General features: G+C 39.7%; 7 protein-coding genes and 3 pseudogenes. 2 read left to right on the top strand and 8 right to left on the bottom strand.

From position 1 onward, the window contains the following. The first annotated feature begins 9 nt into the window (after window positions 1-9). Window positions 10-456, top strand: a complete 447-nt coding sequence (locus ABID23_RS03285) for a nucleoside deaminase (RefSeq protein ID WP_354189297.1) — start codon at window positions 10-12, stop codon at window positions 454-456. Between the two features lie 786 nt (window positions 457-1,242). On the opposite strand, the gene ABID23_RS03280 is transcribed toward ABID23_RS03285, so the two are convergent. From ABID23_RS03280 to parA, 6 genes and pseudogenes are all read right to left on the bottom strand, one after another. Further along, window positions 1,243-1,746 (bottom strand): hypothetical protein, encoded by a 504-nt coding sequence (locus ABID23_RS03280; RefSeq protein ID WP_354189295.1) that lies wholly within the window; start codon window positions 1,744-1,746, stop codon window positions 1,243-1,245. Window positions 1,747-1,936: 190 nt separating this feature from the next. Next, window positions 1,937-4,852, bottom strand: a complete 2,916-nt coding sequence (ileS, locus tag ABID23_RS03275) for an isoleucine--tRNA ligase (protein WP_354189293.1) — start codon at window positions 4,850-4,852, stop codon at window positions 1,937-1,939. A gap of 282 nt (window positions 4,853-5,134) precedes the next feature. Then, window positions 5,135-6,697 carry an outer membrane beta-barrel protein gene (locus ABID23_RS03270; protein WP_354189291.1) on the bottom strand — a complete coding sequence of 521 codons (1,563 nt, stop codon included), beginning with the start codon at window positions 6,695-6,697 and terminating at the stop codon, window positions 5,135-5,137. Window positions 6,698-7,302: 605 nt separating this feature from the next. Beyond that, a pseudogene (locus ABID23_RS03265) lies at window positions 7,303-7,535 on the bottom strand (proline--tRNA ligase); the annotation flags it as partial. Window positions 7,536-7,922: 387 nt separating this feature from the next. Then, window positions 7,923-8,141 (bottom strand): annotated as a pseudogene (locus tag ABID23_RS03260) (hypothetical protein). Beyond that, window positions 8,137-8,743: pseudogene (gene parA / locus ABID23_RS03255) on the bottom strand (ParA family partition ATPase). The pseudogenes ABID23_RS03260 and parA overlap by 5 nt, the downstream one beginning before the upstream one ends. 1,682 nt (window positions 8,744-10,425) lie before the next feature. Between parA and ABID23_RS03250 the strand changes: the two are divergent. Beyond that, window positions 10,426-10,755 carry a protein tyrosine phosphatase family protein gene (locus tag ABID23_RS03250; protein ID WP_354189289.1) on the top strand — a complete coding sequence of 110 codons (330 nt, stop codon included), beginning with the start codon at window positions 10,426-10,428 and terminating at the stop codon, window positions 10,753-10,755. A 381-nt stretch (window positions 10,756-11,136) separates the two neighbouring features. Here ABID23_RS03250 and ABID23_RS03245 read toward each other — a convergent pair whose 3' ends face one another. Beyond that, window positions 11,137-12,138: a bifunctional riboflavin kinase/FAD synthetase gene (locus ABID23_RS03245; protein ID WP_354189287.1), complete on the bottom strand. Its 1,002-nt coding sequence runs from the start codon at window positions 12,136-12,138 to the stop codon at window positions 11,137-11,139. Then, the gene (locus ABID23_RS03240; protein ID WP_354189284.1) at window positions 12,138-12,983 is read right to left on the bottom strand and encodes a TIGR01459 family HAD-type hydrolase; all 846 of its coding nucleotides are present in this window, start codon (window positions 12,981-12,983) and stop codon (window positions 12,138-12,140) included. The genes ABID23_RS03245 and ABID23_RS03240 overlap by 1 nt, the downstream gene beginning before the upstream one ends. Window positions 12,984-13,368: the final 385 nt, after the last annotated feature.

Here is a 13,368-nt window from a genome sequence, read left to right as displayed (position 1 = left end):
AAGAACTCTATGACTTTAACGCCCATGGAAATAGCCCTTTTAGAAGCACAATGGGCACAAAAACAAGATGAAGTTCCAGTCGGCGCCGTTATCACACATGGCAACACAATCATTGCCCGTGCTGGTAACGACACAAAAACTGCACATGATCCAACAGGACACGCAGAAATGCGCGTCATCCGCATGGCTTGCAAAAGCCTCCAAAGTGAAAGACTTCCTGATTGTGACCTTTATGTAACACTGGAACCTTGTGCTATGTGTGCGGCGGCAATTTCATTTGCACGCATACGGCGTCTTTATTATGCCACGAGAGATCCCAAAGGAGGTGCTGTGGAACACGGTCCTCGTTTTTATCAGCAGCCAACCTGTCATCACAGACCTGAGACTTATTCTGGTTTTAAAGAAAAAGAAGCCTCTCAACTGCTTAAAAATTTTTTTACAAAAAAACGGTCCTAAAAACACTTTCTATTCTTAATTTACCGTAGAATATTCATTGATAAGAACAATTTTACATTGGGTTAGACTTCTCAATACTGAAAAGTTTCCTTATTTAAAATCTATTTCAAATCAATAAAAACCACTCCTTTACACATCATAAGCGGGATGAGTGTGTGGATCAAATTTGTATAAGAAAGGACTGAAAACGTCTCTTATGAATGGTCGAAATGCAAAAACACCCCGCAACACGCATGAACCATGCAAATATAATAATGGTGTCGATTCACAATAAGATATTGATTTATAATGATATAAATAATTACTTTCAACTTAAATCATAGCCACGAATATAGTAAGGCTTTCTCATTTTAAATCGTCTCATATTGAATCAATGAAAATCACTTGCTTGTACGTCACAAGCAGGGCGACTATATGGGTAAAAACTGTACAAGAAAAGAGTAAAAATGGATCTTATCTTAGATAAGGGCTATCGCAACATTGGGGGCTCGCAAATATAATGATGGTGCCAGTTCGCTTCTTCACAAACATAAAGATGGAGGTGCTGGTTGGCTTTATCGCTATACCATTCACAGGCACCGTCGCGAAATGGGTTTGAGCGCATTAAGACATGCCTTAAAAAACGGAAATTAGCAACTGGGTAGCGCTCTGTTTTACATGAAGGTCGTGCCCCTATTAGATAATACGATTCTCAAAAAGTAAAATACCTTACAAAAGCTTAAGAGCTCTTCTTTTATCAGCGCCTCATTTTTTAAGTATGATACCTTTCACGTTTTTTAATGTTTCTCATGCTTCGTCACCCTGTTGACCAACAGGCGCAGTTCTTGCCGGTTGACGATAACTTAAAGGGGGCTCCGTAAGATATCGACGATAGTTTGCACTTCCCACGCGTTCTCTCTGACGACGTAAATATTCTTGTCTCTGCTTCTCATTTAAGTGTGAAACACTTTTTGGTGATTGCTCTTGCTCATAAACGGGTGATACTTGTTTATGAAGCATAAGAGATTGCTTTGATGCCTTTGTTTTATTGAAAGAACTCTCTTGTTGAGGTAGTGGTAGCACCATACGCGAACTTGACTGCGGAATGACAAGTTTTGAACGATGTTTCATAACAAGCTGGCTACTGTTATTTGTTGGTGTCAATGCCGTTATATTTGCTACATCTTCAAAAAACTGTGTTGAAACCGGTTTACCTGTACCATAGGTAGGAGCAGATAAACCGCATCCTGTTAACACAAAGCATATACTCAAAACACCTATTGGCAATATTTTTACTTCACATTCTTTCACTGCTTATCCCATTTTCTCAGTATATCGCTGCCCCATCGTCCCGCACTTATGGGATACTTGATCTACATACACACCCATCCCCCACGGAAAAACAATGAAACTCTTTCATATCATAAAAGGCGATATGCATCAATGACAGAATAAAAACAGTCATAACACGCCCAAGCCCTGCCCCATCGCCTTAAAAATTTTAAATCTTGCCAAGCCTCTTTAATTCCCGCAAAGCAGCTGCATCACGAGCAGAGACATCAGGATAATCCACATCACTCCCAACATCCTGTGTATAACGCCACGATCGAGCACATTTTTTCCCTAAAGCTTTTCCTGGATACACACCAACACCTTCCACATCATTCAAAGTAAAAGCATCTGCAGGCGCTGTACCCTGCTGAATTGTGAGAGCACTAGTGATACAAATTTCAGCCATATCCAAATTTTCTAAGGCTTCTAATAACACGGGATTAGAAATGAAAACGATAGGCGCGGCTTCTAAAGATGACCCAATACGTTTATCAGCTCGCTCAAGCTCTAAAGCACCTGTCACAACTTTACGAACTTGCCGAATGTTTTTCCAACGTTCAGCAAGAGGTTCATTGTTCCATTCTTCTCGCGCACTGTAAAACTGTTCCAAATGCACCGATTGGCTCTCTGGATAACACTCTAACCAAGCCTCCTCCATCGTAAAAGGCAACATTGGAGCAAGCCATGTTACCATGCGCTTAAAAATCTCACGGATAACTTGTAAAGAAGCTTTACGCTTCTTTGATGAAGGTGCATCACAATAAAGAGAATCCTTGCGAATATCAAAATAAAATGCCGATAATTCAATGATTGAAAAATCTAACAATGCACGCATAATCTTTTTAAAATCAAACGCATTATAAGCGTGATGAATGAATTGATCCAACTCAAAAAGCCGGTGCAATATAAACTTTTCAAGATCTGGGAGTGCATCATAAGGCATCTCCTCTTCTTCATCATGTGCTAAAGTTCCAAGCATCCAACGAATGGCATTCCGTAATTTGCGATAGGAATCCACATTTGTTTGAAGAATCTTTTTCCCTAAACGTTGATCTTCCCAATAATCAGTTGTCATGACCCAGAGACGAAAAATATCAGCACCAGATGTTTTAATGACTTCTTGTGGAACAACGGTATTGCCCAAGGATTTAGACATTTTCTTACCATTTTCATCCAACGTAAAACCGTGTGTGACCACCGCCTTATAGGGAGCACGCGTACGCGTACCACAACTTTCCAAAAGAGATGATTGGAACCACCCACGATGTTGATCAGACCCTTCAAAATAAACATCAGCAGGCCATTGCAAATCATCTCGATCTTCTAAGACAAAACTATGGCTTGTTCCAGAATCGAACCACACATCAAGAATATCATGAACTTGAACCCAAGGCTCGTGTGCACGCTCGCCTAAAAAACGCTCACGCGCTCCCTCAGCAAACCAAGCATCCGCTCCTTCTGTTTCAAAAGCTTGCAAAATACGCTCATTGACTTTTTCATCTTTAAGAACAACGCCATTTTCATCAGCAAAAATACAAATAGGAACACCCCAAGATCTTTGACGAGAAAGAACCCAGTCAGGACGATCCGAGATCATCGAAGCAAGACGATTTTGACCAGAAGGAGGAACAAAGCGCGTCATCGAAACCGCGTCTAAAGCGCGACTGCGTAAAGTTGAACCATCTCCAAGATCTTTATCCATTGAAATAAACCATTGTGGTGTATTACGGAAAATAACCGGCTTTTTTGAACGCCAACTGTGCGGGTAGGAATGCTTTAAACGCCCCCGCGCAAACAATCGATCCGCTTTTATTAAAGCATTAATAACCTCTTTATTGGCATTCCCCATTTTTCCATTATCATCAATAATGCGTGCAGGGCCCCCTTCACGGTCTGGACCAAAACCAGGAACATCTTTCGTATAAAAACCAGCATCATCAACAGGAAATGGTATAGACGAATCAATCCCCATCTTCTCCAACAGGGGCTTAGAAGCATTCCAAATCTCAAAATCTTCACGCCCATGGCTTGGTGCCGTATGAACAAAACCGGTACCAGCACTTTCTGTTACGTGCGAACCATCAAGCAGTGCAATCTTATCATGATATCCCCCAGCCAGGCCTTTGAGCGGATGAGAAAGAACAAGCCTTTTTAACTCATCAGCAGTCACAGCACGCAAACGCTTCAAAACCAGTTTTGCTTTTTCAGCACAACTCATAGCCAAAGCATCAGCAAAAAGAAGTTTTTCGCCAGCTTGAGGACCAAAGTCATTTTCCGCACTTTCAACTTCATAAAGACTGTACATAATCTGTGAAGAATAACTCACAGCGCGGTTACTGGGAATCGTCCACGGAGTGGTTGTCCAAATGACAATATAAACCCCCTGTAAATCGCTGGAATCTGTTTCAAAAACAGGAAACTTAACCCATATGGCCTCTGACTCATGATCATGATATTCAATTTCTGCCTCAGCTAAAGCTGTACGCTCAACAACAGACCACATGACAGGCTTTGAACCACGATAGACCTGATCTGACATAACAAATTTCATCAATTCACCGGCAATCCGTGCTTCTGCATGAAAAGCCATTGTCGTATAGGGTGTCTTAAAATCTCCAACAACACCAAGACGTTTAAATTCTTCACTTTGAACATTGATCCAATTTTGTGCAAATTCACGGCACTCTCGACGAAACTCATTAAGGGGTATCTCGTCCTTATTCTTCCCTTGCGCACGATATTTTTCTTCAATCTTCCATTCAATCGGAAGCCCGTGACAATCCCAACCAGGGACATAGTTTGCATTAAAACCACGCATTTGAAATGAACGAACAATGACATCCTTGAGGACTTTGTTTAAGGCATGACCAATATGAATATGGCCATTCGCGTAAGGCGGACCATCATGAAGAATATAAAGTGGTCTCTCTCTCGCTTGCTGGCGCAATTGAGCATAAAGCCCTATCTCCTCCCACCGCGCCATGAGTTCAAGTTCTTTTTGCGGCAGCCCTGCACGCATAGGAAAATTTGTTTGTGGGAGATAAAGAGTTTTTGAATAATCTATTGTTTCATTTTTCACAGCCATTGTGAAATATTCCTGTCCACTTTTACGATTTCATTTTTGCATAACTTCCCTGAACCCTGCAACTCTGGTTTTTTGATCTATGGGGAAAGCCGAGCTTATCATTCGTATTAAGCAGCGATCAAGAAAATATATCATCACGGTTCACGGGCTTTATCATGAAACTACGAAGAAAGGAAACCTAAAAATGATTTTCTCAAAAAATAAAGGCTCCACCATTGGCAGAGCCTCTTAATAATTTTCTTAAAAATTTATTGTGTGCTCACCATTTCATTTTGCACAAAATTAAAACTTGTAAGCAACACCAACGCGGAAATCATTGGTTTTATAACTAAGTTCAAGTTTTTCTTTCGCAAATTTCTTTTTACCAAAATCAGAGTAACGATATTCGGCACGCACAATAACGTTATCTAACACCGCAAAGTCAACGCCACCTCCAAGCGTATAACCAATCATTGTCTTCGTTTCATCCGTCAGGTTTTTAGAACTCTCTTTTCCACCTTCTTTCTTAAACGAGACCGATACAGCATCCTGAAGCTGTGCATAAGCAATACCACCAGCAATATAAGGCATAAAGCGATCAGCAGCAAAACCGATACGAACCCGTGTGGCACCTGACCAGTTTTGTTTGAGAGTATGGCTGAGAGTTGCAACCTCACCCTCTCTTTCTATACCAAGTTCAGAAGCCATCTCTTTTATTTGTTCTATACCATAAACACCGGCAGCATCATTCTTATTCGCGGCTTGTGCAGCTTGAGCACCGCCTCCAGCCATTCCTGCAGCAGCATGGGAGTGAGAACCATACAAATGAGGGCCATGTGGATTTGAAGCTGTTCCAACATGCGGATGAACACCATGAGCGCCACTACCAGATGCACCATGTGGATACACACCAGAACCTGCATGAGCTCTATGATGTGCACCAGCTTGCGAATGAGCACCACTACTAGATGCACCGCTACCATATGCGCTATATGAACTACGACTAGGCGCTCTTGCTCCACTGGTTACCACTTCTCCCGATGCAGCTGGTTGTCCTGTTACAGCCCCCGACCCTGATCTTGCTAATACCAATGGTTGTGTCGGTACCGTTGTCTCTACCGTTCCTCCTGATGACCTTATCGTCTCTGATTTTGCAGCTGCTGTCTGCGCCGAAGCTGGTTTCGCAGGCGCCGGTTCTGATGACGCTGATCTTCCTGCAGCTGACTGTACTGCTGGTGCTTTTGGTGTTTCTGATCCCACCGCTGGTTGTGCAGGTGGTGTCTGTGTAGATACAGACGCTGACTGTGATGCCACTGGTTTTGTCAGAACTGGCTGTGCAGGTGCGGGTTTTACAGGCACTGGTTTTGCAGCAGCTGTCTGTGGAGGGCTTGGAGGGACTTCTGTCGACGTTGGTGTTGGTGTCGTCGTCGGCGTTGCTGACGTTGATCTACGCGCCCTTGCTAAGGCGCCGTCTATTGTTGCATTATGCGGTGCACTTATCGTAATCGTCTTGCTATGTTTTTGTCCAGACCAAATGAAATCTGTATCGATACCCAAAACAAAGTTATCACCAAGGTCAATATTAGAACCAGCGAAAACACCACCTTCAAAACCTGAAAGTTTAGGGGATAAATCCTTGCTCAATGGAACAGTTTTGTGCTTACCAATAATACTCATATCAGCCTTGCTCGAAAAACCGCCGACTTGACCACCCAAGTAAAGACCCGTCCAGCTAAAAGCAGGAGCGACAAAAGTTGACGACGCAACAGGTGTTGGTTGATGCGGAATCATAACATCAGCGGCTTGCACTGCAGAAGCTGAAACCAAAGCAAAAATAGATGTTGTAACTAAACGTTTTGTACTCATAAATTATCTCCAAATATCCAAAACGAATAGTATATAGTGCATCTGTATCTAAATATCTGTAGCAAAAATGTCACATACACAAAAAAATAAAAGCTCTACAAAAAATACAGATTTTTAGAAATTTATTTTCATTATAATTCAATTTCGCACTCAATTGGAGTTTATTTCACACAGAAACAAATTTATAGGCAATGCCAATATAGCCAATATAAAAGTGATTATTTTATAAATATGTTTCTTCACTTTCTTTCAAAGACTTTTTCACAAAAACCCAAGTAACAATATCCGAGACACAGAAAAATAGAGCAAAAGAAAATATTATCAGCCATAGCGAAATTAACACCATCGCCAATGGTAAAATCAACAAATGTTTTTGATTTATCATAGAGTTGTGCATGAACAAACTCTAGCCCCACAGCTGACACTTATTTAGAAACTTTCAGTTTTTCTGCACGACTGAATAGTGTATAATCAGGCAAGACATTGATTTATAATCATAGTTCACTGTTTTTCATATCGATTGAGAACCCCAAATAACATAAGATTTTTTTATTCCAAACCGGTTTAGATTGAAGCGATCAAAACGACTTGCTTGCCCATAAATAATAAGAAGCTTGAATAGCTGCTGCAACAAGACATAAAAGTCCAATCCATAAGATACCATAAAAACAACATGTTCTTTTCCATCTTGTCCCACCATTTTGGCTCTCATTGGAGCAGAGTATTTTGTACCAAAGTGAAAAATATGCCCAACTTCAATGCCGCGAGCTGGAAGACACTTTTAATCAGAAATTTGAGTCCATTCTTCTTCATTATGCATTTCTTCTGTCACTGCATAACAAGTGGGATAAGTGTAAATCTGCACAAAAAAGAACTAAAAATACCTCTTAATGAATTATCTTAAGACAAGAGCTGTCACGACATCTATGAGCTAGCAAAGTTATAATGAGGGTACCAGCGTGCTTGTTCATAAACGTAAAACGATTATAATGGAAACCATCACCACTCTATATTTATAATATCTGCTTTTTTTAAAAGAAACAAACCAAGAAAACATGTAAAACACCGCGAGCACGACGCAACCGCACCACATAAACACCCTGTGCTCAACTAACTTGAGAAGGAAACATCTGATTAGTAGTAGAAAACCCCTAAAAGGCGGACAAGCTTTCCCCCCTTCAATAACATGTGAGCGCACCTGATACGGATTATCATATATCATTTTTTACAGTTTTCCGTATTTCTGTGCCAGCAATTCGCGGAACCTCATCGGCTATTTTTGTTCCACAACTCGCACAGCTCATCTTAATCAAACGATGTAAACTTTCTGGTATATCAATCGTAAGACGCTTCATTCCTTTCTCCCTCTTACCTTAATGTTTTTCCCCCATGCATCCACCGTTAAAGGAATTGATTTATTGGTTGGCTTCGTGCCAATCTTAATTTTTTACGCATCGTGCGAACTCCTTTATTTCTGCAGAAACCGATTCAGTCTCTGCTGCTAGTCCTTGTTTATCAACTTCATAAACAGCCTTCGCCTGTACTGTCGCTTCAGCAAAAATCACACGCTGTGCAACAGTCACAGAGAAAACATGCACAAGATAAACGCCAAGGGCTGCTCCCATATCACGCCCGATTGCTGTATTGACTATTTTACGATGAATAACAAAAGCGGACTTTAGATTTTCCTTATAGACACGCGCTTCATCAATCAGTTTTACAATACCATCAGCAGCCCAAATATCATATGGACTAGGTTGCACAGGAATAAACACGAAATCTGAAGGCATCAGAGCACTGGGTACAAGATCTGTCACGCGTGGAGCACCATCAATAATGATATGATCGTAATCATAACCAATCTGTGTAATCTCTTTGTAAACCGTTGTACGTGACAAACCGACAACTGGAAATAAGAGAGCACCTTCACGCGCGGTTGCCTAATCCAACGCACTCCCTTGCAGATCAACATCAATAAGCAACACGCGTTCTCCTGTCCGTGCAAAACGAGCAGCGAGTTTCACACTTAATGTCCGTTTTTCCCACTCCTCCCTTTTAATTCAAGGAGCCAATAATCATTCATGACACCTTTCAGTTTTGTCGTTTTTACGATTATACAAAAAACAATAAAAGGGGAAAATATCAAACGCAAGCAAAACAATTTCTTCTCTTAAGACCATGATCAAAACAATTGCACAAAAAAACAACAGCCATGCTCCCTATACAGTAACCACTGAATGTGAGAAACATTCTTACCCTTGGCATGTACTGCAAACCCACTTAATAAAAAGAAAAAGTCACATTTCTGGCACTATAAAGAGCACTTTCTCCGGTCTCTAACTAAAGTGACCATTGTACATCATGTACAAAGTCATTTTGTTGCAAAATTTCTCAATGAGATCATAAAATCTAGAAAGATTATTGAAAATAGTCTCTTATTTTACAGCCACCTCAGAAAAAAAGCAGCTTTTATCCACCCTCTACGACAACAATCATATCCCCCTCCTCACCATTACATAACTAAAGGACAATCATGATAGTCCTTTATTTCAAGCAACAAACAGATATATCAGAATAGTTCATTATTTCTCATTTAAATCATAGCCCCGAATATTGTAAAATATTCTCACGACAAATCATTTCATCATCTCATATTGAACCAATGAAAATCACTCACTTGTACCTTACAAACAAGGTTGGGGGTGGAATAAAAACGCTACAAGAAAGAAGTAAAATACGACTTATGAATCGTCTTACTGCAGGAGCAGTCGCAATACTCACGGATGAGCAAATGGTAAGATCGTACTGATTTATAAATATAACTCATTGTTTGGCATGTTAAAGTGAATATTCCCAATATCGTAGAGGCCTCACATTCCAAGTCTGTTTATGTTGAAGCAAGTCATCATCTTACACATCGCAAATGAGATTGCCATGTAAGTAGAAACGGTACAAGAAAGGAGTAAAAATGTCGCTGATGAATTATCTCAATGCAAGAATTGTCCGCAATACCCACGATCTAAAATAGAGTAATAGAGTAATAGAGTAATAGAGTAAAAGTGCTAACTTTCTTCTTTACAAGTATCAAGATGGAAAATAACTTTACTGCAAGCATTCACGAATGCCATTATGAAATAAACCTAGGAGCAAAATTTCTCTATAAAAAACATGTGAAAGTACAACCCAAGAGTGTTCTACTTTTCATAAGGAAGTGCCCCATTAAAAATGCGAAAACATCAAATACATAACTTCCGTTATTACAAAGATATAACTTGAGATACTTTTAAAAGTCACACAACCAAATTAAAGGATGAGGATAAAAATGGAAGTTTATTTTTACCATTACAGCTTTATACTTTCTCCAAATGAATTTGTCTTCCTGTTTTAGAAATGACGCAAACAGATAGGCACAATACATATGTCCCCACCTGACATAAAAAAAGAAGATACAACGCATAGAGTTTTTAATCATCTTTTGTTTCAAACATATTGTTGGTTTGTCTCAAACATGCTGTTGCCTTTACAAATCATTTAGCCTCATGAGATAAAATCATAAATAGATACAATAAAATATTTTACCCATTTTAGATTCATTTTTCTCAATACAATCGCCCCTTCTCGACAAAAGAAACTTTTTTGTTAAGATATCATCAAAACATTTACCCTTATAAGGTTCTTTTAACGCACCAGAAAGCATTATGAAAATGGTGAATTGGGGATAAACAGAAATGCAGTTACAACAAATTGATCCCGATATTTTTATCAGCGCCCAAATTAGCGTTGACAATATTAAAACATTAGCAGAAGCAGGCTTTAAAACAATTATTTGTAACCGCCCCGATCAAGAAGATCCCCAGCAACCTGACTTTTCCGTTATTGAAACAACAGCACATGAATATGGTATAAAGGCATATCATATTCCTATCGTACCACCGGTCATAAAACCATCCGATATTGAAACCATGAAAACAGTTTTAAAAACAGCATCCATGCCTCTTCTTGCCTATTGTCATCATGGAACACGCTCAAAACACCTTTACCAATTGGCCCGCCTTTAAAAACACATCTGACTGGATCAGAAGGAGCAAACCATAAGCTTAGGGAGGAAAACTGTAGTCGTGAAAAACAGTTTTTAAAATAGCACGCACACTTTTTTATCACTCCATAGAGAATGCTCAAAACATCCCAAGCGATTGGCTTATCTTTAAGCAATTGTCTTAACGGATCATAAAGAAACAAACTGTAAATTAAGCAATCATAAAATCTTATAATCTTACAAAAAAGATAAAAAGAATGCTTAAATCAGATCTTCACGCATTAGATTCTCCCTCTCAACAACGAAAACACCATATATTTCATGATATTTTAGCCTATATTTTCGTGATCATCGTCAGTTTAACAGCCACTTTTTGCGCTCTTATATCTTTCTTAGATCAACTTTAAGATAGGTTTTCAAAAGTAAGCAGTTTATCCAATTGCGATAATGGTTGTGCTGCCACCAAAGTTTCTTTTGCTGCTTGTTCATCACGTTTCATTTGCGCAATCAAAGGCTCAAGCCCGTCAAATTTTTCTTGACCGCGCAAAAACTGTAAGAAAGAAACAGTACAACTTTCTCCATAAAGATTGTCGTCAAAATCAAATAAATACGTCTCTAGAAGTGGTGCACCATCTTTAATAACCGTTGGACGACACCCAAAACTTGCCACCCCATCATGTAAAACACCGCTAGCACGACGCAACCGCACCGCATAAACACCCTGTGCTAAACTAACTTGAGGAGGTAACATCTGATTAGCAGTAGGAAACCCTAAAAGGCGGCCAAGCTTTTCGCCTTCAATAACATGTGAGCGCACCCGATAATGATACCCCAACAAATGAGCTGCTATTTCTACCTGACCTTGCGAAAGAAAATCGCGAATAGAACTGGAAGAAATCATCAACGACTTCTCATCTTGTGTACAATAAACACAAGGGACTTGAATAACCTCAAATCCCAATTCTTTTCCCCTTTGGTAAAGAAAGTGTGCATTACCACTTTTCTGATGACCAAACTGAAAGTTTTCACCTGTAACCACACTCGAAACATCAAAAGCTTCTTTTAAAATCACATGAATAAATTCATCCGCTGAAAGAGCAGCAAAATTTGCATCAAATGGCTGTTCAATAACCCCCTTAAACCCAAGAGTTTTAAAAATCTCAGCTTTTTCAGCAGCTTCGGTCAAACGATCAACAGGAGAAGAAGACTGAAAAAAGCTCCTTGGATGAGGTTCAAAGGTTAAAACAACAGCTGGCTTATTTTTTATGCGCGCTAAATCAAGCGCCTTTTGGAGCACCACTTGGTGTCCACAGTGAACACCATCAAAGTTTCCAAGTGCCAAGACCGCTCCCCGCCACGCCAAAGGAACCCTATGAACCCCCTGAAGACGTAAAAAATCAGCCATTACTGAAGTGCCCACATTATTGCTTGTGGTTCATAACCATGGCGCTTAATAAAAGACTGTAACGCTTGCTTATCCACAACACCATTTTGCATATAGTCATCACGATGAATACCTCCCATGATATAAAGAACATCAAGACCAAAATTGATAGCACCTTTAACATCCGTCAAGAGACCATCGCCTATTGCTAAAATCTGGCTTTTTTCCACTGTTCCACGAATTTTTTGCAACGTTTCAAAAGCACACGCATAAATAGGCGCATGGGGTTTTCCAGCAATACGCACTTCTCCTCCTAATTGCTGGTAAAGACGCGCCAAAGCACCAGCGCACCAAAATTCCTGATTTCCGTAATGCACAATCACATCAGGATTTGCACAAATAAAAGGCAATTTCCGCGCACGCATACGCGCAAACATAGTCTCATAAGTAGATGGTTGTTCATCACGATCCTCAAGAAAACCACTACAAACCACAACAGAAGCCTCCCATTCTTCAACCAATTCACAGTCTAATCCTTCAAACAACCTCAAATCACGCTGCTGACCAATAAAAAAAACTTTACGTGGCGCAGCACGAATAAGATCACGCGTCACATCCCCTGAAGTAATAATTGCATCATAATAATCACTATGAACATTCATGCTTTGGAGTTGAGCCGCCACATCTTCCCGTGGTCGTGGTGAATTGGTCAATAAAATAACATTTTTTCCCATCTGTCGAATTTCGTATAATGCTTTCAACGCCGGTTCAAATGCGTGCACGCCGTTATGCACAACACCCCAAACATCACAAAAAACAGCATCATAACGTGCCATAACGGTATCAATATGGGTCAGTTCATTCATGTTGTGCCTTATATCTTGCTATTCATTACACTGTCTTTTACTTCAAGATTACTTATCGAAAGATAATTCTTCTGTCACCTTCTTTCTCAACACTTCACCTTGTTTCTCTTCATCACTGCCCATGACATAAGATAAATTACGCAAAATAACAAAACAAACAGGTGACCATTAAGCTGTAAAAATTTTGAAATAGCGCATATAAAAAACCACCAAAACACTGTTTCTACTAATAAAACTTTAATTCTATAAATAATGATATTGCATCTTCTCAGAAATACTCAAGTTTGTATTATTATAAAAGAAAACAAATCAATATTATAAAAAAGTAATCCTCAAGAGTTTTAGAAGTTCGCATGATCAAGCAAATCATTTGTCAGAGAAATAT

Source organism: Bartonella silvatica (assembly GCF_040545155.1).
Lineage (GTDB): Bacteria > Pseudomonadota > Alphaproteobacteria > Rhizobiales > Rhizobiaceae > Bartonella > Bartonella silvatica.
This window is presented reverse-complemented; position numbering and strand designations above follow the sequence as displayed.

Bases quoted from the DNA above. Each gene is read 5' to 3' on its own strand.
- ABID23_RS03285 (WP_354189297.1), top strand. From the start codon at position 10: ATGACTTTAACGCCCATGGAAATAGCCCTTTTAGAAGCACAATGGGCA.
- ileS (WP_354189293.1), bottom strand. From the start codon at position 4,852: ATGGCTGTGAAAAATGAAACAATAGATTATTCAAAAACTCTTTATCTC.
- ABID23_RS03270 (WP_354189291.1), bottom strand. From the start codon at position 6,697: ATGAGTACAAAACGTTTAGTTACAACATCTATTTTTGCTTTGGTTTCA.
- ABID23_RS03250 (WP_354189289.1), top strand. From the start codon at position 10,426: ATGCAGTTACAACAAATTGATCCCGATATTTTTATCAGCGCCCAAATT.
- ABID23_RS03245 (WP_354189287.1), bottom strand. From the start codon at position 12,138: ATGGCTGATTTTTTACGTCTTCAGGGGGTTCATAGGGTTCCTTTGGCG.
- ABID23_RS03240 (WP_354189284.1), bottom strand. From the start codon at position 12,983: ATGAATGAACTGACCCATATTGATACCGTTATGGCACGTTATGATGCT.